Origin of the sequence: Bacillus cereus group sp. MYBK245-2, assembly GCF_051916145.1 — a bacterium.
GTDB classification, from domain to species: domain Bacteria; phylum Bacillota; class Bacilli; order Bacillales; family Bacillaceae_G; genus Bacillus_A; species Bacillus_A pacificus.
Map to the genome: position 1 here is coordinate 253,666 of NZ_JBQAGB010000002.1, position 25,997 is coordinate 279,662.

Consider the following 25,997-nt stretch of genomic DNA (forward strand, 5'->3'; position numbering starts at 1 on the left):
AAAAGTAATACAAACAATAGGGAGTGGACAACAATGAAAAGGATTTTTAGTTTATTTTTAATCTGTATGTTAGCTTTTTCAACGTTATCTAACATGGCTGTTAGTGCGGAATCTAGAAGTACAGGTACGTTAACGATTCATAAGTATGAGCAAAGTAAAGGTTCTAAAACAACTACAGAAGGCAATGGAAAAGAAGGACAAACTGTTCCAGAAGATGCAAAACCTTTAGAAGGTGTAACTTTTGAAATTAAACGGATTGAGTCATTTGAAAAAATTTCAAATGATGGAACTGTTATAAAAGAAGAAGCAAAGCCAGTAAAAAATGCTACAATTACAAAGGTAACAAATGCAAAAGGTGAAGCTATTTTTACAGATCTTCCACTAGGACGTTATGAAGTAAAAGCTATTAAAGGTCCAGGACATATTGCTTTGGATACGACTACTTTTATTGTCGATATTCCAATGACAAGTACAGACGGTAAAGATTTAAATTACGATGTTCATATTTACCCTAAAAATGAAACAAAAAGAGGTTCAGTAGAATTCGTAAAAATAGGTGAAGCTGGTCAAGTGTTAAAAGATGCAGAGTTCCATTTGTTTAAAAAGAATAAAGATGGAACAAGCACACAAGTGAAGACACCAAGTTCATTAGTAACAGGGGAAGATGGTAAAGTTCGTGTAGATTCTCTAGAATATGGGGATTATTATTATTTTATTGAGCATAAGGCTCCAAACGGTTATATAACTAGTAAAGAAGAGCGTCCTTTCTCTATTAAGGAGTCTGGTGAAGTAGTTAAGCTAGAAGATATAAAGAACTATAAAGAACCTACGATTACTAAAAGTATAAATAACGGTTCAAAAGTAGCTGGAATCAATAAAGAGACAGATTATACGTATGATATCAAAACATTACTTCCAGAAGATATTAAATTATATAAAAAATATGTCGTAACAGATATTTTAGATGATCGTTTGGAAATAAAAGGCCAACCAATTGTTATGGTTGATGGAAAGAAAGTTGAAGATGGTAGTGTAAAAGTAGTTGTAGAAGGTCAAAAAGTAACCGCTACAATTGAAGATTTTTCAAAAATAAATGGAAAAGAGCTTCATTTACAAATTACTGCAAAAATTAAAAGTGATGTTGAATCTGGAGTGAAAATTCCGAACAAAGCAGTACTTGATTTTGTAAATAAAGATGATGTTTCATCAGAAAAAGATGGAAAGCCATCTAATGAAGTGGTGGTCACACCGACAGCTGGAAATATTAAAATTGAAAAAGTTGATGGTAAGGATAAGACGCTTAAATTAGAAGGTGCGAAGTTCCAATTACAAGATAAAAAAGGTAATGTTATAAAAGTTAATGGGAAAGAAATGAATGATATAACAGATGCAAATGGTATTATTACATGGAATGAAATCCCGTACGGTGAATATCAAATTGTTGAGACGGAAGCACCAAAGTATAAAGATAAAGACGGTGCAGTCGAACACTATCAAAAGTTAAGAGATCCGATTGATATTACAATTGATGAAAAACACCAAAAAATAGAGCTACAAGTTGAGAATAATAAGAGCGGTTGGATTATTCCAGCAACAGGTGGTATGGGAACAATTATCTTTACGGTAGTTGGTCTGTTATTAATGGTGACAGCAGCGTTTATTTTCTTTAGAAAGAAACCGGTAAAGAATTCTTAATTCATATTTTATAATAATTGAGTTTGGAAAAGAGGAAAGGTAAAATGCTTTCCTCTTTTCCATATTTTATCCGAAGTGAAAGAGGATGTTATGAAACGAAATATTATCTTTGGAAGTATTTTTTTACTAGGATTAAGTATATTTCTCTATCCAACTGTGAGCAATTGGTTTGCAACAAGAACACATTATTCAGAAGTAAGTACCTATGACGAAGCAGTAAAGAAGTTGGAGAAAGAAGAGATTGATCGTAAAGAAACGGAAGCACGAGAGTATAATAAGAAGGTCCAAAATAAGACGCAAACATTTTCGGACCCGTTTCATGAAAAGAGTGATGAGGAAAAAAGTTCATATGTAGATATGTTAAATATAGGGGATGTTATGGGGTATGTAGAAATCCCTAAAATTAATGTGAATCTTCCAATTTATCAAGGGACGACGGAAGAAGTGCTAAGTCGTGGAGTTGGACAACTGAATGAATCTTCACTACCAGTAGGGGGAGAAAATACGCATACAGTTTTAACTGGGCATCGTGGTTTGCCTTCAGCACTAATGTTTACTCATTTAGATAAAGTCGAACAGAATGATATATTTTATATACATTCATTAGATAAAATACTTGCTTATAAGGTAGATCAAATAAAAGTTGTATTACCAAATGAAACGGAAGACTTATTAGTTGTACAAGGACAAGATTACGCAACATTAATTACGTGTACCCCGTATGGAGTGAACACGCACAGGTTACTAGTGAGAGGACACCGTGTTCCATATGATGCTGGTGAAAAAGAAAAGATTACAAAATCTTTCATTTTAGAAGATTGGATGATCGTTTTTCCTATTGGTATTATTTGCATCGTCTTTCTAATAATCTATTTAAAAAAACGAAAATAGTATGTATTGTATTGTGTGGTGAGTGTGTGAGAAGGGGAGTTATAAGCGTAGCATTGTTTCTTACAGGATTATCACTATTTATATATCCAATGATCGCTAATTATATAAACAATTATGTGTATAAGACAGAAGTGATACGTTATGAAAAAATGGTTGATGATTTAAAAATAGAAGATGTAAATGAGAAGTTTCGAAAGATGGAAACATATAATAAATCGTTAGGGAAAACTACTTTCAAAATGAGTGACCCATTTGTACAGGATGATGAAATAAGTACGGACCTGTTACATTTTATAAACAAAGATGAAATATTTGGCACGATTTCTATTCCGAAAATAAATGAGGAGTTGCCAATTTACTTAGGAGCAAGTCAAGAAAACTTAAGTAAAGGAGTAGGGCAAATTGAAGGGACTTCTTTACCTATTGGTGGGAAAGATACACATGCTGTATTGGCAGGACATCGTGGATATCACGGGGCAACGATGTTTCGTCATCTTGATCAGTTAAGTGATGGAGATGTATTCTATGTAAAGGTATTTGGAAAGCAGCACGTGTATAAAATCATTGGACGTGAAATCATTAATCCAAATCAAGTGGATAAATTAAATGTAGTAAAAGGAAAAGACAAAGTTACACTGCTTACATGTGAACCATATACATCAAGTAAATATCGTTTGTTAGTATATGGGGAGCGAGTAGAAAGTGAGCAAAAGGAAATGGAACGTCTGAAAAAGAGTGTAGTCGAAGTTAAAAGTTATGAAACAAGAGACATAATTGTAAAACTAGCTTGTGGAATAGTAGGTTTCATTGTAATTTGTATTGGTTTGTATGGATTACTAAGGAGAAAATAAGAATGATGATACTTAAATAGAACAAAGAAAAATGCCACTTCAAAAAATGAAGTGGCATTTCTTATATTTCCTCTAAGCTATTAACTGGAACTGTTAATTCGCGTCCTGGGTTTTTTACTTCATATATGCGGGCGGTTTCATTGCTCTCGTCGACGTGTTGAATCATAACAGGCATGCCTTGAAAACTAACATTCGCTTGCTCTGCTGACACAGAAAGCTCTTTTGCACGTTGAATATTCATTTATATTCCTCCCATCATTATTATCTTTGCTAAAAAAGAGGAATAATATACCATTTTGAGACATTCTTAAAGTTTTTGTATTATTTGTAATGTTTCTTTAATAAATGAAGAGAAGATCGAATCAGGATAGCTATCTATTGTTTGAACGGCTTCTTTTGCCTCTTTTAAGGCAGATTTTTTATCTTGAAGTTCTATATAGCAAAGGGCACGATAAGATCCAGCTGTTAATAACCACGATTGATCAAGTGGATGAGTCATATAATCTGGTATGGTAGCGTGTTTTAATGTTTCCAAAGCTTCCTTATAACGTTTTAAACCATACAAAGATTTTCCTTTTTCCAGATAATACAGTCCATCGTCTTGGAAAATTGGATCATTTTTTAGTTTTTCTCGAAATTGTTCTAGATGTTCTAATGCGATTGTATATTCATTAGTAATTGTATTGTAGTAATAAGCTTTTAATATATCTATATTTGCAGCGGATAAAGTATCTTCTGTAAAAATGGCAAATTGCTCAGATTTTTTTATGTAATATAAATATCGTTCTTTATCAGCTACAATGATTTTTTGATAAGATAAAATACGGTAAAATTCATCTGTTTTATAATACACTTGATGTTTTTTTGAAAATGCAAGTGCATCTAAAATGACTTTTTCACATTTTTCATAATTGCCATATGCGAGTAAAATAATTGCTTCTTTTAAATATAATTGTATATGTTTAATAAGATCCATTTCTAAATTCTTCGTTTTATATTCATCGCGAATTCTGGCGATCAATTGTAAACATTCTTTATATTTTTTACGTTTGAAGAGCATATAGTAAAACAGTAGTTTCGTTTCAGTACTTTCGCGATACAAAGTATATTTTTCAAATATAGAAACAGCTGTTTCAACGTAATATTCAATATTATAATCGTTCATAATAGCCGCTCCAGTTATGAACTGTTTATATAAACGTGCTGTATTTAAAGTTGGAGGTAAATCTGTTTGAACGATAGGTAGTAAAGTTTTGTATACTTCATCGCCATTTGCCTTTATTAGTGGCTCCATTTTTTGAATAAGTTCTACAACTTCTCCTTCATCTTCTTCTAATAAAAAGCTCGGTTCACATTCAAGTTTTTCTGCAATATATTGTAATGTTTTCATAGAAGGTGTAGCTTTTCCATTTTCAATTTGACTAAGCATACTTTTTGTCAGTTCTGAACCTGCTAGTTCAGTTTGTGTAAGTTTTTTTTCTTTACGTAATGCTTTAATTTTTTCGCCGAGAGTTGCCATAGTGTAGCTCCTTTATAATTAAAAAGTTAAATACAATTAAACTTTTTGTTGTAATAGTGGGAAAGGTGATTATATAATAAGTTTAACACAATTTAACTTTCAAAGGGAGAGTGTCATAATGGAAGATGTAAGTATAGGACAACATGATTCAAGAATGAAGATTGCAACGAGAAATATTATTTTAATGATGATTGGAAAAATGACGTCTTTATTAGGAGCAGGTATTTATACGTTTGCAATGGGATTATACGTATTAAAGACAACTGGTTCAGGAATGGGATTTGCAACTACGCTCGTTTGCGGATCACTTCCAAGGATGATCTGTGGCCCAATTGCAGGTGCTGTAGCTGACCGCATCAATCGAAGATGGCTTGTCATTGGTACTGATTTATTGAGTAGCTTAACGATGCTTATTATGTTTATTCTTGCTACTATATTTGGACCATCACTTCTTTTTATTTATGTTTCAGCAGCATTATTATCAATTTGTGCAAGTTTTTATTCTGTAGCATTAACTTCGTCTATTCCGAGTTTAGTAGACGAAGGACGTATTCAAAAAGCGAGTGCTTTAAATCAAACGGCGGCTTCTTTATCAAATATTTTAGGGCCGATTATCGGCGGAGTCGTATTTGGTTTCTTTTCAATTCAGTCGTTCTTTTTGTTAAATAGTATTACGTTCTTTTTAGCAGTTATTTTGCAATTATTTATCGTATTTGATTTATATAAAAAAGAAGTGGCTGAGAGTAAAGAGCATTTCTTGACGAGTATAAAAGAAGGTTTTTCATATGTAAAACGACAACATGAAATATATGGTTTAATGAAAATAGCATTGTGGGTAAACTTTTTTGCGTGTGGGCTAACCGTTGCACTGCCATACATTATCGTCCATACATTGCATTTATCTTCAAAGCAACTCGGTACTGTAGAGGGAATGTTAGCAGTCGGGATGCTAATGGGTGCAATTGCTTTATCGGTGCGTAAAGAAGTAAATAATCCGTTTCGTTCTATTTATATTGGATTGTTTTTATTTGCGGGTTTAAGTTTATGTACAGTCTTTCCGTTGTTAGTTATTATTCCAAAAGTAGCGAGTTTTATTTACTATATCGCTTTTATGATGTTAACGGGTATAGCAATTATGGTTGTCAATATTCCGATGCAAGTACATATGCAAAAGACGACAGATCCGAACTACTTAGGGCGTGTATTTGGCCTACTTGAAACAATTGCGACTGCAATCGCACCGCTCGGTATGATTGTATATGGATTATTATTAGATATGTTACCAACTAGCATTGTTATGATGACAATAGGCGGAGGTTTATTGTTAGTTGTATTAGTTGGAGTAAGGCAACATATGGCGAAAAAGCAAGTGGATGTGTCGGCTTAAAAATAATAAAATAATAAAAATTCAACTTATTATTATAAAAATGACCAAATCAGTATTTTAGTTTTTGAAACTCTTTTTCATGTATGTTAAAGTAAAGTGAGCAGGCAAAGAAAAGGAGACAACAGCATGAAAAAATTAAGTTTTGTTATGCTTTTTCTGTTAGTCGTAATGGCTGGATGTAGTAATTATGACACATATATTGAAACAGGTATGCAATCATTGAAAGATGAAAAATATAGTGATGCAACAATGTGGTTTGAAAAAGCAGAAAAAGAGAAATCGGGAAATGAAGCGAAATCATATAAAGAAATGGCCGAGAAAATGGATCACGGAGCGACAGCATTAAAAGACGGTAAGTATTTAGAAGCGAAAGACATTGCAAATGAAGTGTTACAAATGAAAAAAGACGATGCACTTGAAACAGCTGTAACATCAAATGCGGAGAATATGCTTCAAAAAGCAAAAGATGTAGAAAAGAAAGTAAATGAAAGAGTAGCAAAACGGAGAAAAGTAGAAGAAGAAGGAATTGATAAACTCATTAAAGCTGTAGATAGTATAGATGATGTGAAAGAAAAAGAGAAAAAAGTTTCAGAAGCATTAGATAAGGCTGAAGAGGCGCAAGCAAAAATTGAAGCGAAGAAAAATAAATAGAGTTATAGCTTAAAAGGCTGTCGTGTAAAACGACAGTCTTTTAATTTTTTGTTGCATAAGAAGTGATGTTATGTAGTAAAAAAGAAATAATTTTAGAATTCCATCTGTCCTCATGATGAATCGTATAAATATTACGTTGAAATTCAAATTCAGGGATGGGTATATAGCATAGTTCATTTCGTTGTACTTCTTGTTCAATAGCAAGTTTAGAAATAAAGGCAACCCCATTACCGTATTTTAAAATTTGTTTCATCGTTTCTAATGAATCTAATTCAATTTCGGATTGGAATGTAATGTTATGAGCTAACATCCATTTTGTAAGTAAATCTCTCGTTGTAGATGGATTACGATGCAATATTATACGTTCTTTTTCAATATCTTGTAGTGATACATTTTCTTTTTTTGAAAAATGATGTTCTTTGGAGAAAGCAAGAACAAGTGTATCAGGCATTACATTTGTCTGTTTTAAAGATGATTCATCAAACGGTGCTGCTGAAATTACACCGAGATCAATTTCATGATTTTGTAGCATCGTTCGAATTTCAGGAGCTGTTTTTACCATGAGTGTTATTTTTATATTTGGAAATTCACATTGAAATTGATGAACAATTTCTGGTAAAAGATATGTCGCTGGTACATAACTAGCGCCAATTGTTATAGCTCCTTTATGAAAATCTTTAAACTCTTGCGTGACTCGCCTAGCTTCTTTCATAAGCGCATCTATTTTACAAGCATAATGATGCAATGCCTCGCCAGCCTCTGTTAAGAAATATCTTCCAGAACGTAATTCAAATAAAGGTACACCGAGTTCCTCTTCTAAGCTTTTTATATGGAATGTAATAGTAGGTTGTTTAACACCAAGCTGTTCTGCAACAATCGTGAGCTTTTTGTATTTCTTAATAAGCACTACAATTTCTAATTTTAAGAGATTCATGGCAAGTTGCCCCTTTTTCTTCTAACTATAGAAAAAATCTATAGAAATAAATAGTTTATTAGAAGTTTTTTAATTTAATCTTTACAGTACATTAACATTCAGTATAAATCTTCCATATAGAATGAAAGCAGGTTAAGAGTGAGGGGAGAGAGGTGAAACGATGGATATTAAAATTAGTGGATTAGAAAAATCATTTGGAAAAGTACAAGCGTTAAAGCCGTTACAAATTGTGATGAAACAAGGTGAATTCACCACACTTTTAGGACCTTCGGGATGCGGGAAAACGACATTACTCAGAATGATTGCAGGACTGGAAGAGCCAGATAAAGGTGAAATATATTTTGGAGATACGTGCATGTATTCTTCTTCTAAAAAAATAAAAACAGCTCCTCATGAACGTAATATCGGTATGGTATTTCAAGATTTTGCTTTATGGCCACACATGACTGTATTTGAAAATGTTGCATTTGGTTTAAGAGCTACAAAGCAAACGAATCAATTACGGGAAAAAGTAGAAGAGGCAATAAAGCGAGTTCGCTTGCAAGGAATGGAGAAAAGATATCCGCATGAACTCTCTGGCGGACAGCAGCAACGTGTCGCATTTGCGAGAGCAATTGTAACGAAACCACATTTCATTTTGTTTGATGAACCGCTCAGTGCACTCGATGCAATTTTGCGAGAAGAAATGAGATTAGAGCTTATGGATATCGTTCATTCTATTGGTTTAACTGCATTGTATGTTACTCACGATCAAACAGAAGCGATGTCAATGTCAGACCAAATTATTGTCATGAAACAAGGAGAAGTATTACAAAAAGGAACACCAGAAGACATTTATGTGAAGCCATCTCATGAATTTGTTGCAAAATTTGTTGGTAAGGCAAATTGGCTTGTAGAGGGGGAGAAAATGGTTCGCCCAGAGCATATAAGTTGGACAAAAAATGAAGTGTGCGAAATGTATACAGGTGAAGTTCAGCACGTTACATATGTAGGAGAACGCTATGAAGTGAAAGTAAATATGGGGGCAATCGGAATATGGACAGCATATCACAATAATAAGTTAAGCATCGGAAAGCCAGTATCGTTATATGTACCGAAAAAATGTATTCATCATATAGGGGGAGAATCGTATGAAGAAATTCAGTTCGCTTAAGTCGTTATTTGTATGTACTTTATTATTTTCTGCCGTAGTAACAGGGTGTAGTTCAAAGACAGGTAATGCAGATGCAAAAAGTAAAACTACGAATGAAAAGAAGATTGTTGTATATAGTGCAGGACCAAAAGGATTAGCAGAAAAAATTCAAAAGGACTTTGAAAAGAAAACGGGTATAAAAGTGGAAATGTTTCAAGGAACAACAGGTAAGATTTTAGCGCGAATGGAAGCCGAAAAGAAAAATCCAGTCGTTGACGTAGTCGTACTTGCATCTTTACCAGCGATGGAAGGATTAAAAAAGGATGGACAAACGTTAGCTTATAAAGAAGCGAAACAAGCTGATAAGCTTCGTTCTGAATGGTCGGATGATAAAGGACATTATTTTGGATATAGTGCTTCAGCGTTAGGAATTGTGTATAACACAAAAAATGTGAAGACAGCGCCTGAAGATTGGAACGATATAACAAAAGGAGAATGGAAAGGGAAAGTGAATCTTCCAGATCCAGCACTTTCAGGTTCAGCTTTAGACTTTGTAACAGGATATGTGAAAAAGAATGGAAAAGATGGATGGAATTTATTTGAACAGCTTAAGAAAAATGAAGTTACAGTAGCAGGGGCAAATCAAGAAGCGTTAGATCCAGTTGTAACAGGAGCAAAAGATATGGTCATTGCAGGTGTTGATTATATGACGTACAGTGCAAAAGCAAAGGGTGAACCAGTTGATATTGTTTATCCAAAAAGCGGAACAGTTATTAGCCCACGTGCAACAGGTATTATGAAGGATAGTAAAAATGTAGAAGGTGCAAAAGAGTTTATTGATTATTTATTATCAGATGATGTACAAAAACAAATTTCTAAAGCATATTTATTACCTGGTAGAACAGATATAAAAGCTGAAAATAGACCAAATGTGGAAGAGATTCCAGTATTACATATTGATTGGAAAACAGTTGAGAAAGAACAAGATGAAATAGGAAAACAATTTAAGAAAGTATTTCAATAAGATGGTGATTACATGGTAAATCGATTTGGATCAGTAAGGCAAGTTGGGATGACGGTAGCGTTGTTACTTGTGGCGATGTTAATCGTCATCCCGCTTTTTCTCATTTTACTTTCTAGTGTATATGAAAATAGTAGTTGGAATTTTTTAAAGCCGTTTGAAGTGATGCAGAGTGGTGGATTAGCTGGAATTTTTCTAAATTCGATGCTTCTAGGTGTACTCGTAGTAATAGGGGCAACCATCTTTGCATTTCCATTGGCTTTCATTATGAGCAAAACAGATGTTGGAAAGCATAGCAAATTAGATATTGTTTTTATGATTCCATTTATGACACCGCCGTATATTGGATCGATGGGCTGGATTTTGTTCATGCAACCGAACGGCTATTTTGAACAGTTTTTTCCGATGCTAAAGACGGTTTCATCTTCGTTCTTTAGCTTAGGAGGTATGGTTTTAATTATGAGTCTGCATTTATTCCCATTTCTTTACTTCATGTTGAAGAATACATTACTTCAAATTGGGAGTAGTAAAGAAGAAGCGGCAGCAGTTCATGGTGGAAGCTTTTTCTATCGTTTAAGAAAAATAATATTACCATTATTAGTATCAAGTTATGTAATGGGTGCTTTACTCATTTTCGTAAAGACGATTGCTGAATTTGGAACACCGGCTACATTTGGACGAAGAATCGGATTTCATGTGTTAACATCAGAGATTCATAAATTCATTTCGAGTTGGCCAATTGATTTTAGTAGTGCAACAGCATTATCTTCTTTATTACTTAGTGCATGTATGCTCATTTGGTATATGCAAAACGTATTAAATCGAAAGTATTCATATGCAATGGTTAGTGGAAAAGGTGTGAAATCTAAAAGGTACACTTTGTCTATATTTGTGCGCGTTATAGCATGGTTCTATGTAATTGGTTTATTAATCGTGTCAATTGGAATCCCGTATTTTTCTATACTGATTGCTTCATTATCAAAACTAAGAGGTGGTGGCCTACATATAAATAACTTTACAACAAGCCATTATGAAGCATTATTTACAATCGGCTCTCCGGGATTAGAGGCCTTATGGAACAGTTTTCTTTTTTCACTTATAACAGCGATTATTACTGTTATGATTGGCGTCTTTTTAGCACTTATGATTCGAAAGGGGAAAAAGCCCTCTGAAAAATGGCTGGATATGTGCGGTATGTTACCGAATATGGTACCAGGAATCGTGATGGTTGTAGGGCTTATTTTATTTTGGAATTCACCCTATATGCCTCTGTCCATTTACAATACACCAGTCATGGTAATCGTAACGTACGTCGTTCTTTTTTTACCTTATACCGTGCAGTATGTAAAAGCATCGCTCGGGCAAATTGATGATTCTCTTGTGGAGGCAGGAAGTATTTTTTCTGGGAATTATATGTATATTTTCAGAAAAATAATATTACCTCTTATTATCCCGGGCATTCTTGCTGGATGGGCGATGACATTTACAATCTCAATAAGGGAGCTAGTAGCATCGCTTCTCGTACTACCCCCATCGGTAGAAACGTCAGCAACATTTATTTTTGCTCAATTTGAACAAGGAGAAGTATCTATTGGAATGGCGATGGCTGTCGTTTCAGTTGGACTTACAACACTATGTTTATTACTTCTGCAACATATGGAGCAAAAACGAAAAGGGGTAGTATGATGAGGATAGAAGTATGGGGAGGAGCGGGAGAATACGGTCGCTCCTGCTACTTTGTAAAAAATAAAGAGACGAAAATATTATTTGATTGTGGTATTAATCGATCATATGAGGACAGTTATCCAAAAATAGAACGGGAAGTTGTACCGTTTTTAGATGCAGTATTTTTGTCACATATTCATGAAGATCATACGATGGGCTTACCTTTATTAGCGAAGTATGGATATAAGAAAAAAATATGGACAACTCGTTATACGAAGGAGCAACTCCCAGCTTACTATGAAAAATGGAGCAACTACAATTTGGCGCAAGGATGGCATGTACCTTATACCGATCAACATGTGAAAGATTTAAATTATGTATATATTGATGAGATTAGCAATCCGAATGAATGGGTACAGATTACCCCTACATTGCGTTTTCAATGGGGGTATAGTGGGCATGTATTAGGAGCTGTTTGGTTTTTATTGGATATGAGTCATACATATGTATTCTATTCTGGCGATTACTCAGCAGAGTCTAACATACTACGAGCTAATTTACCTGAGAAGTTGCACGGCGATATAAAAGTCGCAATCGTAGATGCCGCTTATCATACTGATGATGTTTCGCAACATGAACGAATAAACGAACTATGTACAGAAATTGAACGCGCCGCCGGGAATAAAGGGATAACATTACTACCATTGCCACCCCTTGGTAGGGCACAAGATATCGTATTGTATTTATATAAAAAATATAAAGAACTCCCTATTATAGTAGATCAAGAAATTTTGGATGGATTTCAACAGATGTTCGCATATAAAGATTGGATCAAAAATAATGAAGAACTTGAAGAGCTAATGGAGAGTTTAAAAAGAAACATAATAGTTATGGATGATGATAGCGGTACGCAACATAGTTATGGAATAGTTGTAATGAGTGATGCGAATATGCAAACGAAGCGAGCGCAGTTATATTATGAACAACTTCGGCATGACGAACGAAATTCTATTATCTTTACTGGACATATTGCGAAAGGGAGTTTTGCAGAAAAAGTTTTGAAGGAACGTGTAGGTAAAGAATGTAGGGTGAAGCGAGTTCCATATAAAGTTCACCAAAGTATAAGAGATGTGAAAGAGATGTTAAATACATTATTACCAGAACATACGGTGTTAGTACACGCTTTGAAAGAGGATACGGATCGATTGCAGGAAAAGCTTAGCACGGCAGGGTATGAAAATGTGTATTCACTTGCAATGGAATGTATAGAAGTTATTTAAAATGTAAAGGGGATCGGTATATGAAAAAGGTATTTGTATTCGCAAGCATTTTCTGTTGTTGTTTCCTTTATAACGTTAAGGAAGGCTTTGCCGCCAGTCCGATGAAACCTAGTTTTGAAGTGAAATTATTATTAAAGCCAGAACAAGTATTAGGTTATAGCAAAGAGATGAACGAAGAGGTACTAGAATATTTCCAGGCTGGTACAAATTATGAAAGAATACAAGTGCAATTTTTAGATACAGCGAATAAAAATTTAAGTAGTGAAGGTTGGTTTGCGAGAATTCGAAAGAAAGAATTTAGTAAAAATTTTGAACTAACATATAAAAAAAGATATCCTATTCCAAATGGTGTAATTCAAGATGCATTAGAAGTAGCTAAAAAAGAAGGATTCGATAGTAATACGGATAGTTATGAGGCGGAAATAGATTGGGGATTTGAGAAGAAAACATTAAGCATTTCAAATAAGAAAAGTTACAGTGCTAAAGGATATGGAATACTTGATTTACCAAACGAACGAGCTGCTCAAAACATGTTAATAGAAAAATTACCAGGGAAAATGAACAAATGGTTGTATACAAATTGGGGAGAAGAGATGTTAAAGAATTCCCGTATTTACGGTCCTGTATTAATGAAACGATATACAGGAGAGTTTGAAAACATAAAAGCAAATATTGAAATTTGGCCATTAAGTAATACCGGAAAATTAGAAGATGACTTCGTAATAGAAATGTCATTTAAAACAAATGAAGAAAGTATTGCGACAAAGCAAAGGGAATTATTAATGGCGAATTTAGAGAAAAAAGGCTGGTTGTTACCGAAAGATAGTTTGAAGACAGAGCTTATTTTTCAGTAAATAGTAAAAATGAATCCATATGCCATGGATTCATTTTTTTATATGAGTATTAAGCTAAATCAGCTGACACGAACATATCATTATTTTGAAGATTTTTAGAGCGTAAACTATAAGCAACTACTTTCTTTTTATGTTGCTTGACAACATCAACATGCTCTTCATGACTATAAATATAAAATGTAAAATCTTTTTTGCCGCGCTTTGCATGAATAATTAAAGGCGTACCCTCATTATGTGGCGGTGCATAATAGCGATCTAAAAATAAACCTTCGTTAAAATCATGAATAATTTTGGATTTTTGTTCGCCTTCTAAGTTATTTCCATTGATTGTAACAGTCGCATTCTCTTCTTCCAGTTGCGGATGTGTTTCGTACTTGCTAATAATGGATTCAATAACAGTGTTAGGAAGGCTCGAAACGATAATTTTAAATGCCCCAAATACAACTAACATAACAATAAACCAAGTCGTCATAGTATATCATCCCCTTTTTCCTATTAAATAATATAACTCATATGGTAATAGTACATATGGTGAACTTTTGTATAATTTGTGAAAAATTTTCCTGTTTTTGAACGTTTTTTAACAAATGGAGCTTTGTAAAGAATGAGAGGGAATATTTGGTATGATAAAAAGTGTAGAAGCTTTCTATATATTATAAGGGGGTTATGAAATGGGGAAATTAGATGGTAAGGTTGCTTTTGTTACAGGAGCTGCGATGGGGAACGGAGCTGGAATTGCTCATGTATTTGCAGAGCTAGGGGCGAAAGTATTACTTGTTGATATTTCAGAGACAGTTCATGAGACAGCCAAAAATATTGTAAGTAAAGGGTTAGATGCTGCAAGTTATGTAGTCGATGTAGCTGATATGGATGCTGTTAAAGAAGTAGCGAAAGATGCATATGAGAAGTACGGAAAGATTGATGTGTTAGTAAATAACGCCGGTGTTATTCGACTTGCAAATTTTTTAGATATGTCAGATGAAATGCGTGATTTTCAATTTCAAGTAAATATTAATGGGGTATGGAATTTTTCTAAAGCGGTATTGCCATATATGGTTGAGAAAAATTACGGAAAGATTGTGAATATGTCTTCTGTAACAGGAACATTGGTTGCTGATGAAGGTGAAACTGCATATGCAACGACGAAAGCAGCAATTTGGGGATTTACAAAAGCGTTAGCACGAGAAGTTGCAAAACATCATATTACCGTAAATGCAATTTGTCCAGGTTACATTATGACACCAATGGCAGAGCAAATAGCAAATGAATCTGATCCAAATGAGCCGAGTAATGTAATCGATGGAATTGCTTCAGGTGTTCCTTTAGGACGTTTAGGGAAAATTGAAGAAGTAGGTCAGTTAGCAGGTTTTTTAGCATCCGATGAATCAAGCTACATAACAGGTACACACATTGTCATTGATGGTGGTAGTACATTGCCAGAAACGGTTTCAGTCGGTGTAAAGTAAAAGGATTATGAATGAGAGTTTTAGTTCTTTGAATTATAACGCTAGAAGAAATCTGAAAGAGATTTCTTCTAGCATTATCATGTTATGTAATATTATTATTAGAAAAATCAATTTTGTTACAAAAAGTTGAAATTGAAGTATTTTAAAAGAAAAAGGTTTATAATAAAAATATAACTAATAACCACATTACTAATTATAAGGAAGTGTAACTATGAGTACTGTAACAATCGTGTATGGTATTATTCTTTCCACAATTATCGTTTTATTTTTCGTTGGGGTTTCACGTTACATTCACAAATGGAAAGAAGGCGTTGCGAAATTAAATCACATTGAAGAAGAACTTAGTGATTTAATGTTACATCATGGTAAGTAAAAAGTTTATTTTTAGCTAAATAATGTGAAAAATATCACAAAGCATGCTCTCCTTATGAAGGCATGTTTTTTTGTTATGTGAATGATTAGGCACATTCATACATTTTTTCCATACGATACAGTGTGAAGATGGAAATGTTCGGAGTGGAAAAGAGGGATAAAATGAGTAGTTCAGGTTATGTTCCAGATAATAAAAATTTAAAGAAGAGCTCAGGAACTCCAAACCTTTTCTTTGATTCGAGAAAAAATATCTTTTTTAAAAGGGATGAGAAAAACGTTGCATATGAAGTTACGTCAACGCAGTTACCAGCCATGATAGGAGGAGCGTTTGTTGATTTATTTATGACGAAAGGGCATATGCGGGAACCACATTGGCATCCGAATGCGTGGGAGTTAGATGTTGTAGTATCAGGAGAAGCAGTTACATCCATTTTAAATCCGGAAACGAATCAATTGCAAAATTATCATATGAAAGCGGGGCAAACTGTCTTTATTCCAATGGGATGGTGGCATTGGATCACAGCGGTAACAGAAGAAGTACAATTACATTTGTTCTTCAATAATGATCAGTTTGAAACAGCAGAAGGATCAGACATACTTAGATTAACACCGCCAGAAGCATTTCAAGCTGCATACGGTGTAAGTGCGGAAAAATTAGGGAAAGACCTTTCGCCAATTAAGGAGTCAGTTGTAATTGGTCCCCCTAACTTAAATCGAATAAAAGGTGTTAAAGAAAGTGGCGACTCAAATATAGTCGTTACGTTAAATGGGCAAATAACTTCATGTGAAATAGAATAACTCTTTCTTTTTAGGAAGAGTTATTCTATTTTGTATAATTTTGTAATTAGATTCGTTATAATTATAATATAGAAGGGAATATATGAGAGGGGGTATATTGTGAACATATTAAAAATTATAGGAATTGTTGCAGGAGTCATTATAGTAGCTGTTATAGCTTTCTTTGTTATTATGAATTACTATTTGTCAAAAGAAGATCCTGATTATGTATTACAGTACATAAAAGAACATAAAGAAGATGAAACATGTTCATTATTTATTAAAAGAAATGGAGAAGTAGTAACATCTATAAATGAAAATGTAAAATTACCATTAGCGAGTATGGCAAAAATCGTAATAGCAGTTGAATTTGCTAAGCAAGTGTCAGAAGGAAAGATAAGCCGAGATGAACAAATTTCATTACAGGAGCTAGAAAAATATTACGTTAAAAACACTGATGGTGGAGCGCATCCTGACTGGTTAGAAGACGCTGAAGCTAGAAAGTTAGTGAAAAATGGACAAATCGCTTTAGAAGAAGTCGCTAAAGGTATGATTCATTATAGTTCTAATGCAAATACGACATATTTGTTAGAAAAGCTTGGAATAGAAAGAGTAAATGAAAGCATAAAAGAGTTAGAGCTTACTAGTCATGATAAGTTTACTTCTTATACGGCTGCACTATATATGAGAGGATACGTAGAAAAAGAACTTCATGTGCCAGAAAATCAGTCATTAAAAACGTTACGTAACATGTCAAAAGATGAATATAATAAACATGTGTTACAAATACAGGAATGGATGAAAGATGAAGAAGAATGGAAAAAACGGGATATTCCATTAAAAGTAGATATGGAATTCCAACGTATTTGGTCAGATCGATTAGTGGGTGCAAACGCTAAAGATTATATGAGTATAATGGAAAAGATAAATAGTAGAAAGTATTTTCCAAAATCAATGCAAGAAGAAATCGAGAACATTTTCCAAGGAACAGTTAAAAATAGTAAGTTCGAATATGCTGGTCAAAAAGGTGGTTCTACCGCATTCGTATTGACAAAAAGCTTGTATACTACAGATAAGAAAGGGAATAAAGTAGAAGTTGTCATTATGTTTAACGATATAGAAGATCAAGTTGCATATCAAAAGCTGCGAAATAATATAGATTATTTTATTCGAGACATTATAACAAGTGAGAAATTTAGAAAAAAATTATAATAGAATAATTTTATTATGTAAACAAGATGCTATTAAAGGTAGGTGTTGAGATGAGGTTGAGGGAGTATATGCTTGAAACGTTTCCAAATTTAGAACTTAGACCACCTCTATTTTATAATGGGGATATTGGTATTCGCTTTAAATTAGGTGTGAACTATGATTGCACTAATATTTATGAAAACTGTCCATATTTAGAAGGCGTTTATAATAGAGCCATTACTTTATTTCAGTCTTTACATTCCAAAACAGACGATATTTATATTGTAGTGGATGTAAATGATTTTGCAGACGGTGAAACTTTCAAACACAAATTGAATATCTTTTCTAAGTATGTAAAAGAGAAGTCTGATTTGTTTAAGTTACAGAAAAATACAATCCCTTATGTTTTTCCAGAAGATGATGAAGATGGATTGTATAAAACACATAGATTTACTTTGAAATGTAAAGTTTCAGACTTGAAATACATTCCTATGCTAAAAGCAATTTGTAATCAAGATATGGGAATCAAACCGCGTATTTTTCATATGGTGTATTTCATAAATGTTAACAAGAATACTATATTTCACATTTATGATGATAGAGGTTGTGATGTATTAGCTACCTCTCCTAATACAATTAGGGATATGTATCATACATATAATGATTGGATATTAGATTACAATCGAAATAAAATCGATAAAGTATTTAATTGAATGTAGTCTATTTTAAATGAGGGAAACACCATATGGGGTGTTTCCCTTTTATTAATATGAAAATCAACATTTAAAATTGACAGCACTTATTATAAAGGTAAAGGGATTTGATAATAATGTATTGAATTTGGGTAGAAACGGAAAAAGGAGATGAATAAATGACAACAATATATTTCGTTCGCCATGCCCATTCTACCTATACAAAAGAAGAACGGGAGCGACCTTTATCTGAAAAAGGACAATTGGATGCAGAGAATGTAACACACTTATTAAAAGATAGACATATTGATGTAGTGATTTCTAGCCCGTACAAAAGAGCAATTCAAACTGTACAAGGAATTGCGAATACATATGATGTATCGATACAAATAGAAGAAGATTTACGAGAAAGGTTATTAAGTTCAGAGTCAGTAACAGATTTTAATGATGCAGTCCAAAAGGTGTGGGAAGATTGGGATTTTGCACACGAAGGCGGAGAATCGAATGATGTAGCGCAAAGGCGTGCTGTAATATGTATGCAAAATATATTAAAAAAATATAAAGATAAGAATATTGTAATAGGAACTCATGGGAATATTATGGTATTACTCATGAATTATTTTGATTCAAAATATGATTTTCGATTTTGGAAAACAATTCGTATGCCTGATATATTTAAGTTGAATTTTCATAATGAAGATTTAGTTTCTTCCGAAAGGATAGAGAATACGGGTCATCAGATAAATAATTTGTAAAAGTTTATCAAAAAAAGAGGAAAGAGAGATGTTATTGTAGAAGTATGACTTTGTAACATAAAAAATATATGTTAAAGGAGGCTGTTTACATGTTTGAGAAAGAGAAAGAAGGGCTTATTGAAGTTCACAACGTATATGAAATTGCACCAGCAGATGGAACAATTATAGGTATGGCAACGGAAGAAGAAATGGAAATTGCTGCTGAGCTAGAGCTGCAGTACTATGCCCATTCTCGTTTGTTAGAAACAAATATTCAGTTAGACGGTTCCTCCTACAAAGAGTTACTTCAGGAGTTCCAGGAGTACGAAAGAAAATCAATGAGCTTTTGGCGAGCAATACATAAGCGTTTAGCTGTGCCATGGGCATGGGTATTACGTATTGACGTTGCGAATGGTCCTATATATGTAAGTAATGGGAATTCGTATTACGAAGAAATCGATGATGAAGAAGATTACGAATAGATAAGTAAGGAAGCAGCTTTAGTTGCTTCCTTTTTTTATTTTTAGGGAGTGAACAGCTTCAATGATAATATCTGGTCGGTCATTTTCTATTCCGTGACCAGCATGTTCAGCAAGTATATATTGGCTGTTTATTGAGAGTTGTAATTGTTCATGAATCAGTTCTTGCCACATTGCTTCAAGTTGTGTCGCTTCCTCTTTTTGCATGCCGCCCTCAGTCAACTGAGTAATAGAATATTGAGGGTGTCTACCGATAACGATTAAAGGTACTTCTAATGTTTTATAGAGTTCTTTTATTGAGCGAGCACAATTTTTCCACTCCGATAGTTCAGAAGCTGTCGCTTTATATAATGTAGGAGAGGTAGAAAATTCAATTTGCTGTCTTGATTGATCGGCTAGCATAGTCTTTAGTTCATTAGAAAGCATGTCTACATCCATTTTGGAGTAGGTATTATATTTTTGAAGCCACATATCATCCGAATCAGTCTGATCAGAAATTGGTAAATGAAGTTCATCTAATCTGTGTAAGTTCATAGAAGTAGAATCAACTAAAATAAGTGATTGTAGCTTATTTTCATATAACATCGCAAAATGTTGTGCACATAAACCTCCATAGGAATGACCGATTAGAATGATTGGTTCGTGAATATCTAGTTTTTGTAGTAACATATGAAGTTCTTTTGTTGTTTGTAATGTAGTACGTGAATGATTCCTTAGTTCACTTTTTCCGTAACCTGGGCGATGGTAGGAAACGACTGTAAAGTGCTGTGAAAGCTTTTCTATAATAGGAAGCCAATCATAAAATGAGCAAGTCATTCCGGTTTGAATGACTACAGTTTGTTTACTACTTCCTTTCATATATACTTCTATAGTTTGCCCCAATACCTCTACAAATTTATAAATAGTAAACCCTCCTAACTAAGATTGAAGTAATTTTTGACAAGCGAAAACAATACACCAGACACCTATACCGAATAGGACAGATGTACTAAGTGCAAATGAGTTTTTTAAACCGATATAAACGATAAATAATAGTAGTGCGGATGCAGGAAATCCATATAATACACCTAAAGCAAATTGACTTAATTCTTGTTTATTCCCGCCTTCGAAAGAAATCCAAAATAGGCTCAGTAAACTTACGAGAGGAAGGGCAGCAATAAAGCCGCCAATTGTACTGTAATGTTTAGCGACTTCGGTAATAACGCCGATAATAAGTGCAGAAACGATTACTTTAACGAGGAAATGCATACTTTGCCTCCTTCGCTAATAATGAAAAAGCTTTTTCAATTAATTGTTGTTCTTCTTTTGATAACTGTGATTCTAATATTTTTATCTTTTCTTTATCTAGTAAAGTATGCTTTTCTAATACTTCAATGCCTTCTTTCGTTAAAGTAAGGTTCACAACTCTTTCATCTTGTTTGTTTCTTTCTTTCATGATAAATCCTTTTTGAATAAGGCGCTTTACGTGTTCAGATGCTGTGTTATGAGAGAGAGTAAGCTCAGTAGCGACTTTTCCAATTGTTATTTCTTTCTCACGAGAAACGATTTGTAAAATACGAATAGCTTGGTGAGAAAGATTGTCTTCATATTCATATCGTAAGTGATAATAAATGTTCTCCCAATGCTGATTGATGTCTTTCATAATAATAAATCCTCCTGTTTTTATATCGTATATTAAGATATATTCGTTAGTGTAGAAATAAAATCCTTTTATTTGGATAAAAAATGTTGAAAAAGTTTATTTTTATTGAAATATAAGGTAATCTATGTGTAAAGGTATACATTTAGCAAGAGAGAGGATGATAGCTGTGAATACATTCAAATGGATGAGTCATGAACAGATGTATGTAGATGAAATACATGTTGAAAAATGTGGTCCTCTTTCAGTCGGCGTATATGGGGGGAATCAAGAGAGTGATGCATATGAACGAGGAGATGCGGTGCTTGCTTGGTGGGATCCTGAATTACAATTTGAATTTGTTATGATTTTTGATACACATCACAAAACAAAAAATATAGATTATATAGTAGAAGCAATTTCGGAAAGAAAAGAGAAACTAAAAGAGTTATTTTCCTACCCAATACATTTAGCTTTTCATCATACACATATGTATTTGTTAGCTTTATTTACAGATGAGCTGTTTATTGAAAAATGTGATCAAGATGATGAGGAACTCGCATGTTTAATATGTTTGCGAAAAGGTGAATTTTTATATTGGTTATCAGTTGGTAATTGTTTCGCATATTTATTCCATTCTGAGAAAACGAAAAATGGAAAAGGGCGATTAAATAAGCGGAAGAATTACGAATATATCGGTAGGAAAAATATTTTTGCAGCAAATACACCTTGCTTTACGTCAGGTGTAAGAGGATTAGAAAAAGGAATGAATCACATTGTAATGGCAACGGACGGTATTTTAGAGTGTGATAAACGAAGGTTTGATGATGATCAATCTTTAGTAGAAATATTGCACGACGGAAGTTGCTTACAGATTGAACCAGTATTAACAAATGTACTGCAGTGGAAAGGTAGAGATTGCGCCACAATTATTGGATGGTCCATTGACACTGAAAATAAACGATGTGCCAATTAATATAAAAGGAGTTCAAGGTTTTTATCCTTGAGCTCCTTTTTGTTAAGCAATATGGATGTGATACGTTTTTAACCATTCGTTAACTTGTAGCATGTATTCCATAGCACTTCTTGCTTCGAAATTGTTAATTTCTTTATTACTTCCATCGGCAATGGCAAGTAATGTGGAATGATTAATAAGTGAGAAAATAGGGTTGTTTTTATTACTACACATTTCAAGTGTTACATTCCGGATTGTTTGTAAATAATGTGGGTCTTGTGAAGTTGGATAAGCACTTTTTCTTCTATTACGTACATCGTCAGGTAAAGCAGGTTTCAGTGCTCTACGTAAAATGCCTTTTTCAATATTATCAATGCTTTTTATGTTGAAAGGAACGTTCCATAAATATTCAACTAATCTATAATCGCAAAACGGTACACGAACTTCAAATCCTACAGCCATACTCATACGGTCTTTACGGTCAAGTAAGAACGGAAGAAATCTCGTTAAAAATAAATAAAACATTTGACGTTGTTTCGCGGATTTTTTACTTTCACCTTCAAGAGTAGGTACTTCAAGTATCGCTTCTTGGAATCGTGTATCAATATAGTTTTCTAGATTACATTGGTTACTTATTTCATGTAGTAGAAGAGGAGATGTATTCTTCCAATTTGTTAGCCAAGGAAACTTATCGACATATAGTAATTCTTCTTGATGAAACCAAGGGTATCCACCGAATACTTCATCAGCAGATTCGCCGGATAAAGCTACGGTCGCATCTTTTTTCATTTCGCAAAATAGTAAATATAGTGAAGTTTCCATTTCGCCAGCACTCGGTAAATCTTTTGCACGGAGGGGAACGAATAAGTGATTAGCTAATTCTTCAGCATTCACAATAATATCATGATGAGATGTCCCTACATGTTCAGAAACGCGTTTTACCCAAGGAGCGTCTAAACCAGTGCGAGCAAATGTCAGCTCGAAATCTTTTGCGCTATTTACAAAGTCAACGGAATACGTATGAAGTGTTTTATTTTCAGCAGCAAATTCTTTTCCTGCTAGTGCAGTAATACCGCTAGAATCTAATCCTCCTGATAACATGCAAACGAGAGGAACATCGGCAATTAATTGTCTTTTTACTGTATCTTGTAAAATAGATAAAATATGTGATGATGTATCTTCTATAGAATCTGTATGGACCTTACTTTCTAAATTCCAATACTTCGTAACTACTTTTTTATCACGTGTAAATGTTATAGAATGTCCGGCACGTACTTCTTGAATATGTTTAAAGACGCCACATCCTGGAGTTCGAAACAACCCTAATCCAAATATTTCATTTATGCCATTCGCATCAATTTCAGCAGGAACAGATGGATGAGCTAATAATGCTTTTATTTCAGATCCAAAAATAATACTGTCATTTCTTTCTGTATAAAAGAGCGGTTTTACGCCTAAATGATCACGTGCTAAAAACAGTTGTTGCTTCTGATCATCCCATAAGGCGAAAGCGAAAATGCCGTTTAAATGTTGCACGCAGTCTTCTTTCCATTCTAAATAAGCATGTAGTAATACTTCTGTATCTGAATGCGTTTCAAATGTATGACCACATTTCCTTAGTTGTTCTCTCAGCTCACGGAAATTATAAATTTCTCCATTATACGTAAGAGCATACGTATAATCACCAGTACGAAATGTCTTCGGTTGCGTTCCGCCTTCTGGATCAATTACGATTAACCGACGGTGTGCAAAGGCCGCACGAGGTGAAAACCAAAACCCTTCAGCATCCGGACCGCGATGCTGAATACTATTTGCCATCTTTTTTAAAATAACATGTTGATTTGAAAGGTCTTCTTTCCAATTTACCCAACCTGTAATTCCACACATACACATCTCATCTCCTAATTTTAAATAGTAGGTTAACGAAATAAAATGTACACTAAGTTAAAGAATGACTATATAAATAGTGTACTACATGAATCAAATTACAGACTTGAGAAAATTTTCTTTGGATGCATAGTTATGTGAGACAATGGCTAAGGGAAAGTATTCCATTACATATAAAAAATAATAAAAAGATGAGAGAAAATATTTTTTTAGACGTTATATAGGGTGTAAAAGCTTTTACAAAAAAATAAGGGGAATCGCTACATGAAATCAAATGAGAAAAATTATATAAAAAGATTACAGCGACAAAAAGAAGATGCGCTAGAATTTGTTGTCGATACATACTTACCGCTCATAAAAGGAATAACCCACAAAGTTCTTCTTCCGGTTCAAAATGATGGACTCATAGAGGAATGTGTAAACGATATATTTCTTTCCATATGGAATAACGCAAATAAATTTCATGGAGAACCAAATGATTTTAAAAAATGGATTGCGGCAATTGCGAAATTTAAGGCGATTGATTATTACCGGAAGGCAACTAAAAAAGTAGAGATTATTTCGGATGAGTTTCATATTAGTACGGAAAAGTCAGCAGAAGATGAATTAATCGTTATGGAAGATAGGGAAGAGTTATTGAAGCTTATTAATCAATTAGAACCGTTAGATCAAAAGGTGTTCATTATGAAATATCTTCTTGGTATGAAGACAGAAGAAATAGGAGACAAGTTAGGGTTAACTCGGGCAGCGATAGATAATCGTGTGTATCGTGGAAAAAAGAAACTACAACAAAATGCTACGAATATTAGTTTTGGAGGTAGTGTAATATGAAAGACATTTATGAACTATTAAATGATATTGATATAGATGAAAAAGAACTTGAGGAAATTGAGGCTTCTGAAATTGAAAAAGAAAAAGTGAAGCGTAATGTAAAACAATCGATACGAACAAAGAAAAAGATGAAAAGTTGGAAAAAAGGCGTTGCTGCTGCATCAATTTTAGTAGGATTATCGGTCGCAACTCTTGGTATCGGTTTTCCTACATATGCCGGGGGATTACCAATAGTAGGTGACATATTCCGATTTTTAGATAATGGTAGAACAGGGGTATATGAAAATTATAAAGAGTTTTCGACTGAGCTGAATATGACGCGAGAGAGTAATGGGGTTAAGGTTACCATTAATGATGTAATTTCTGATGGCAGAACATTATCTATAACGTATTCACTGGAAAGTGAGCAAGACTTAGGAGATGATCCTATCATATTAGGCGGATTGGATATAATGGACGCTCATGGTAGTTCAGGAAGTGGAAAAATGACTAAAGTTACTGAAAAAAAGTATGTAGGTATGGTAACAACGACGCACCATGATAGTAATCAAAAGGACAAAGTAAACTTTAGATGGAATATAGAGGGAATAGAGATGCCAGATAGGAAAAAATCAATACAAGGTAATTGGAATTTCGCGTTAACTGTAAAATCAGTGGATAGTAAAGAGAGAACAATTGGTGGGAGTTCGGAAAAAGAAGGTATAAAAGCAAATATGGAAAAGGTCGCAATATCGCCAGTTTCATTTATTCTTTATTACAATCAAGAGGTTTCTAAGGGCGCGAGGAAAGAATGGGATAGTGTAGATGTTGAATTGACGGTTAAGGATGATTTAGGGAATATTTATTCGGGTGAAGGAAATGGGGGAAGTGGCAACGATCCTTACAATATCCATTGGAGTTCCACATTCCAAAAGTTAAACGAAAATGCAACAAAGCTTATCGTTACACCTCGTGTACACTTGCGAGTGCATACATCTGAAAATCATGGTGGAGTAGAGTATGTGAATGGAATCGAGAAGAAGATTGAAGTACCAAAAAAAGAAGCGAAGAGCAAAGATATTGTTCTAGATGATATCGTAATTGATTTAAAGAAATAGAAGAGAGACTGCCTAAAA

28 protein-coding genes are annotated in these 25,997 nt (G+C 33.8%); 20 read left to right on the forward strand and 8 right to left on the reverse strand.

Annotation, left to right across the window (positions count from 1 at the left end; all coding sequences use genetic code 11):
* Positions 1–33 precede the first annotated feature (33 nt).
* From ACTFRN_RS06185 to ACTFRN_RS06195, 3 genes are all read left to right on the forward strand, one after another.
* Positions 34–1,695 carry a SpaH/EbpB family LPXTG-anchored major pilin gene (locus ACTFRN_RS06185; protein WP_014893151.1) on the forward strand — a complete coding sequence of 554 codons (1,662 nt, stop codon included), beginning with the start codon at positions 34–36 and terminating at the stop codon, positions 1,693–1,695.
* Positions 1,696–1,785: 90 nt separating this feature from the next.
* The gene (locus ACTFRN_RS06190; protein ID WP_088106589.1) at positions 1,786–2,586 is read left to right on the forward strand and encodes a class C sortase; all 801 of its coding nucleotides are present in this window, start codon (positions 1,786–1,788) and stop codon (positions 2,584–2,586) included.
* 26 nt (positions 2,587–2,612) lie between these two features.
* The gene (locus ACTFRN_RS06195; protein ID WP_041184537.1) at positions 2,613–3,437 is read left to right on the forward strand and encodes a class C sortase; all 825 of its coding nucleotides are present in this window, start codon (positions 2,613–2,615) and stop codon (positions 3,435–3,437) included.
* Positions 3,438–3,498: 61 nt separating this feature from the next.
* Here ACTFRN_RS06195 and ACTFRN_RS06200 read toward each other — a convergent pair whose 3' ends face one another.
* Together ACTFRN_RS06200 and ACTFRN_RS06205 are read right to left on the reverse strand one after the other, a co-directional pair.
* Positions 3,499–3,678, reverse strand: coding sequence for an H-type small acid-soluble spore protein (locus tag ACTFRN_RS06200; protein WP_001025740.1), 180 nt, complete (start codon positions 3,676–3,678; stop codon positions 3,499–3,501).
* 66 nt (positions 3,679–3,744) lie between these two features.
* A complete protein-coding gene (locus tag ACTFRN_RS06205; RefSeq protein WP_440038035.1) occupies positions 3,745–4,956 on the reverse strand; it encodes a helix-turn-helix domain-containing protein in 1,212 nt (403 codons plus the stop codon).
* A gap of 118 nt (positions 4,957–5,074) precedes the next feature.
* On the opposite strand from ACTFRN_RS06205, the gene ACTFRN_RS06210 reads away from it, so the two are divergent.
* Positions 5,075–6,343 carry an MFS transporter gene (locus tag ACTFRN_RS06210; protein ID WP_000390441.1) on the forward strand — a complete coding sequence of 423 codons (1,269 nt, stop codon included), beginning with the start codon at positions 5,075–5,077 and terminating at the stop codon, positions 6,341–6,343.
* Positions 6,344–6,469: 126 nt separating this feature from the next.
* Entirely contained in the window at positions 6,470–6,994 is a 525-nt protein-coding gene (locus tag ACTFRN_RS06215; RefSeq protein WP_000736432.1) for a DUF4398 domain-containing protein, read from the forward strand.
* Positions 6,995–7,034: 40 nt separating this feature from the next.
* Here the strand turns inward: ACTFRN_RS06215 and ACTFRN_RS06220 are convergent, their stop codons facing one another.
* Positions 7,035–7,928, reverse strand: a complete 894-nt coding sequence (locus tag ACTFRN_RS06220) for a LysR family transcriptional regulator (RefSeq protein ID WP_001050630.1) — start codon at positions 7,926–7,928, stop codon at positions 7,035–7,037.
* Positions 7,929–8,088: 160 nt separating this feature from the next.
* Between ACTFRN_RS06220 and ACTFRN_RS06225 the strand changes: the two genes are divergently transcribed.
* Genes ACTFRN_RS06225 through ACTFRN_RS06245 form a run of 5 tightly spaced genes read left to right on the forward strand, consistent with a single transcriptional unit; the run spans position 8,089 to position 13,880 of the window.
* Positions 8,089–9,081 (forward strand): ABC transporter ATP-binding protein, encoded by a 993-nt coding sequence (locus tag ACTFRN_RS06225; protein ID WP_000351826.1) that lies wholly within the window; start codon positions 8,089–8,091, stop codon positions 9,079–9,081.
* Positions 9,059–10,084, forward strand: coding sequence for an ABC transporter substrate-binding protein (locus ACTFRN_RS06230; protein WP_049111757.1), 1,026 nt, complete (start codon positions 9,059–9,061; stop codon positions 10,082–10,084). The genes ACTFRN_RS06225 and ACTFRN_RS06230 overlap by 23 nt, the downstream gene beginning before the upstream one ends.
* Before the next feature lie 12 nt (positions 10,085–10,096).
* Positions 10,097–11,767, forward strand: a complete 1,671-nt coding sequence (locus tag ACTFRN_RS06235; RefSeq protein WP_049111755.1) for an ABC transporter permease — start codon at positions 10,097–10,099, stop codon at positions 11,765–11,767.
* Positions 11,764–13,026, forward strand: coding sequence for an MBL fold metallo-hydrolase (locus ACTFRN_RS06240; protein WP_140383356.1), 1,263 nt, complete (start codon positions 11,764–11,766; stop codon positions 13,024–13,026). Before ACTFRN_RS06235 ends, ACTFRN_RS06240 begins: the two co-directional genes overlap by 4 nt.
* A 20-nt stretch (positions 13,027–13,046) precedes the next feature.
* Positions 13,047–13,880 carry a hypothetical protein gene (locus ACTFRN_RS06245; protein WP_088106590.1) on the forward strand — a complete coding sequence of 278 codons (834 nt, stop codon included), beginning with the start codon at positions 13,047–13,049 and terminating at the stop codon, positions 13,878–13,880.
* A gap of 49 nt (positions 13,881–13,929) precedes the next feature.
* On the opposite strand, the gene ACTFRN_RS06250 is transcribed toward ACTFRN_RS06245, so the two are convergent.
* Positions 13,930–14,352 (reverse strand): YfmQ family protein, encoded by a 423-nt coding sequence (locus ACTFRN_RS06250; RefSeq protein WP_000214594.1) that lies wholly within the window; start codon positions 14,350–14,352, stop codon positions 13,930–13,932.
* A 199-nt stretch (positions 14,353–14,551) separates the two neighbouring features.
* On the opposite strand from ACTFRN_RS06250, the gene ucpA reads away from it, so the two are divergent.
* From ucpA to ACTFRN_RS06285, 7 genes are all read left to right on the forward strand, one after another.
* A complete protein-coding gene (gene ucpA / locus ACTFRN_RS06255) occupies positions 14,552–15,346 on the forward strand; it encodes an SDR family oxidoreductase UcpA (protein ID WP_000517016.1) in 795 nt (264 codons plus the stop codon).
* A gap of 211 nt (positions 15,347–15,557) precedes the next feature.
* Entirely contained in the window at positions 15,558–15,719 is a 162-nt protein-coding gene (locus ACTFRN_RS06260; RefSeq protein ID WP_000109006.1) for a hypothetical protein, read from the forward strand.
* A gap of 161 nt (positions 15,720–15,880) precedes the next feature.
* A complete protein-coding gene (locus ACTFRN_RS06265; protein WP_074568181.1) occupies positions 15,881–16,516 on the forward strand; it encodes a cupin domain-containing protein in 636 nt (211 codons plus the stop codon).
* Between the two features lie 99 nt (positions 16,517–16,615).
* Positions 16,616–17,707 (forward strand): serine hydrolase, encoded by a 1,092-nt coding sequence (locus tag ACTFRN_RS06270; RefSeq protein WP_001023329.1) that lies wholly within the window; start codon positions 16,616–16,618, stop codon positions 17,705–17,707.
* Between the two features lie 50 nt (positions 17,708–17,757).
* Positions 17,758–18,399, forward strand: a complete 642-nt coding sequence (locus ACTFRN_RS06275; RefSeq protein WP_088106591.1) for a DUF3885 domain-containing protein — start codon at positions 17,758–17,760, stop codon at positions 18,397–18,399.
* Between the two features lie 158 nt (positions 18,400–18,557).
* Positions 18,558–19,133, forward strand: coding sequence for a histidine phosphatase family protein (locus tag ACTFRN_RS06280; protein ID WP_000208296.1), 576 nt, complete (start codon positions 18,558–18,560; stop codon positions 19,131–19,133).
* A gap of 89 nt (positions 19,134–19,222) precedes the next feature.
* The gene (locus tag ACTFRN_RS06285; protein WP_000461771.1) at positions 19,223–19,594 is read left to right on the forward strand and encodes a hypothetical protein; all 372 of its coding nucleotides are present in this window, start codon (positions 19,223–19,225) and stop codon (positions 19,592–19,594) included.
* A gap of 18 nt (positions 19,595–19,612) precedes the next feature.
* Here ACTFRN_RS06285 and ACTFRN_RS06290 read toward each other — a convergent pair whose 3' ends face one another.
* The 3 genes from ACTFRN_RS06290 to ACTFRN_RS06300 are packed head-to-tail and all read right to left on the reverse strand — an operon-like array spanning position 19,613 to position 21,233.
* Complete coding sequence (locus ACTFRN_RS06290) at positions 19,613–20,449, reverse strand: alpha/beta hydrolase (RefSeq protein ID WP_370530086.1); 837 nt, start codon at positions 20,447–20,449, stop codon at positions 19,613–19,615.
* Positions 20,450–20,509: 60 nt separating this feature from the next.
* Positions 20,510–20,839 carry a DUF3147 family protein gene (locus ACTFRN_RS06295; RefSeq protein WP_000545637.1) on the reverse strand — a complete coding sequence of 110 codons (330 nt, stop codon included), beginning with the start codon at positions 20,837–20,839 and terminating at the stop codon, positions 20,510–20,512.
* Positions 20,823–21,233: a MarR family winged helix-turn-helix transcriptional regulator gene (locus tag ACTFRN_RS06300; protein WP_000651918.1), complete on the reverse strand. Its 411-nt coding sequence runs from the start codon at positions 21,231–21,233 to the stop codon at positions 20,823–20,825. Before ACTFRN_RS06300 ends, ACTFRN_RS06295 begins: the two co-directional genes overlap by 17 nt.
* A 124-nt stretch (positions 21,234–21,357) precedes the next feature.
* On the opposite strand from ACTFRN_RS06300, the gene ACTFRN_RS06305 reads away from it, so the two are divergent.
* Positions 21,358–22,185: a protein phosphatase 2C domain-containing protein gene (locus tag ACTFRN_RS06305; RefSeq protein WP_002036130.1), complete on the forward strand. Its 828-nt coding sequence runs from the start codon at positions 21,358–21,360 to the stop codon at positions 22,183–22,185.
* 42 nt (positions 22,186–22,227) lie between these two features.
* Here the strand turns inward: ACTFRN_RS06305 and asnB are convergent, their stop codons facing one another.
* Entirely contained in the window at positions 22,228–24,051 is a 1,824-nt protein-coding gene (asnB, locus tag ACTFRN_RS06310; RefSeq protein WP_088106592.1) for an asparagine synthase (glutamine-hydrolyzing), read from the reverse strand.
* Between the two features lie 264 nt (positions 24,052–24,315).
* Between asnB and ACTFRN_RS06315 the strand changes: the two genes are divergently transcribed.
* Positions 24,316–24,882: a sigma-70 family RNA polymerase sigma factor gene (locus ACTFRN_RS06315; protein WP_000840043.1), complete on the forward strand. Its 567-nt coding sequence runs from the start codon at positions 24,316–24,318 to the stop codon at positions 24,880–24,882.
* The gene (locus tag ACTFRN_RS06320; RefSeq protein WP_049113222.1) at positions 24,879–25,979 is read left to right on the forward strand and encodes a DUF4179 domain-containing protein; all 1,101 of its coding nucleotides are present in this window, start codon (positions 24,879–24,881) and stop codon (positions 25,977–25,979) included. Before ACTFRN_RS06315 ends, ACTFRN_RS06320 begins: the two co-directional genes overlap by 4 nt.
* The last annotated feature ends 18 nt before the right edge of the window (positions 25,980–25,997 follow it).

Coding starts and splice junctions, on each gene's coding strand:
- ACTFRN_RS06185 (WP_014893151.1), top strand. CDS start 34: ATGAAAAGGATTTTTAGTTTATTTTTAATCTGTATGTTAGCTTTTTCA.
- ACTFRN_RS06190 (WP_088106589.1), top strand. CDS start 1,786: ATGAAACGAAATATTATCTTTGGAAGTATTTTTTTACTAGGATTAAGT.
- ACTFRN_RS06200 (WP_001025740.1), bottom strand. CDS start 3,678: ATGAATATTCAACGTGCAAAAGAGCTTTCTGTGTCAGCAGAGCAAGCG.
- ACTFRN_RS06205 (WP_440038035.1), bottom strand. CDS start 4,956: ATGGCAACTCTCGGCGAAAAAATTAAAGCATTACGTAAAGAAAAAAAA.
- ACTFRN_RS06210 (WP_000390441.1), top strand. CDS start 5,075: ATGGAAGATGTAAGTATAGGACAACATGATTCAAGAATGAAGATTGCA.
- ACTFRN_RS06215 (WP_000736432.1), top strand. CDS start 6,470: ATGAAAAAATTAAGTTTTGTTATGCTTTTTCTGTTAGTCGTAATGGCT.
- ACTFRN_RS06220 (WP_001050630.1), bottom strand. CDS start 7,928: ATGAATCTCTTAAAATTAGAAATTGTAGTGCTTATTAAGAAATACAAA.
- ACTFRN_RS06225 (WP_000351826.1), top strand. CDS start 8,089: ATGGATATTAAAATTAGTGGATTAGAAAAATCATTTGGAAAAGTACAA.
- ACTFRN_RS06230 (WP_049111757.1), top strand. CDS start 9,059: ATGAAGAAATTCAGTTCGCTTAAGTCGTTATTTGTATGTACTTTATTA.
- ACTFRN_RS06235 (WP_049111755.1), top strand. CDS start 10,097: ATGGTAAATCGATTTGGATCAGTAAGGCAAGTTGGGATGACGGTAGCG.
- ACTFRN_RS06240 (WP_140383356.1), top strand. CDS start 11,764: ATGATGAGGATAGAAGTATGGGGAGGAGCGGGAGAATACGGTCGCTCC.
- ACTFRN_RS06245 (WP_088106590.1), top strand. CDS start 13,047: ATGAAAAAGGTATTTGTATTCGCAAGCATTTTCTGTTGTTGTTTCCTT.
- ACTFRN_RS06250 (WP_000214594.1), bottom strand. CDS start 14,352: ATGACGACTTGGTTTATTGTTATGTTAGTTGTATTTGGGGCATTTAAA.
- ucpA (WP_000517016.1), top strand. CDS start 14,552: ATGGGGAAATTAGATGGTAAGGTTGCTTTTGTTACAGGAGCTGCGATG.
- ACTFRN_RS06260 (WP_000109006.1), top strand. CDS start 15,558: ATGAGTACTGTAACAATCGTGTATGGTATTATTCTTTCCACAATTATC.
- ACTFRN_RS06265 (WP_074568181.1), top strand. CDS start 15,881: ATGAGTAGTTCAGGTTATGTTCCAGATAATAAAAATTTAAAGAAGAGC.
- ACTFRN_RS06275 (WP_088106591.1), top strand. CDS start 17,758: ATGAGGTTGAGGGAGTATATGCTTGAAACGTTTCCAAATTTAGAACTT.
- ACTFRN_RS06280 (WP_000208296.1), top strand. CDS start 18,558: ATGACAACAATATATTTCGTTCGCCATGCCCATTCTACCTATACAAAA.
- ACTFRN_RS06285 (WP_000461771.1), top strand. CDS start 19,223: ATGTTTGAGAAAGAGAAAGAAGGGCTTATTGAAGTTCACAACGTATAT.
- ACTFRN_RS06290 (WP_370530086.1), bottom strand. CDS start 20,449: ATGAAAGGAAGTAGTAAACAAACTGTAGTCATTCAAACCGGAATGACT.
- ACTFRN_RS06295 (WP_000545637.1), bottom strand. CDS start 20,839: ATGCATTTCCTCGTTAAAGTAATCGTTTCTGCACTTATTATCGGCGTT.
- ACTFRN_RS06300 (WP_000651918.1), bottom strand. CDS start 21,233: ATGAAAGACATCAATCAGCATTGGGAGAACATTTATTATCACTTACGA.
- ACTFRN_RS06305 (WP_002036130.1), top strand. CDS start 21,358: ATGTGTAAAGGTATACATTTAGCAAGAGAGAGGATGATAGCTGTGAAT.
- asnB (WP_088106592.1), bottom strand. CDS start 24,051: ATGTGTGGAATTACAGGTTGGGTAAATTGGAAAGAAGACCTTTCAAAT.
- ACTFRN_RS06315 (WP_000840043.1), top strand. CDS start 24,316: ATGAAATCAAATGAGAAAAATTATATAAAAAGATTACAGCGACAAAAA.
- ACTFRN_RS06320 (WP_049113222.1), top strand. CDS start 24,879: ATGAAAGACATTTATGAACTATTAAATGATATTGATATAGATGAAAAA.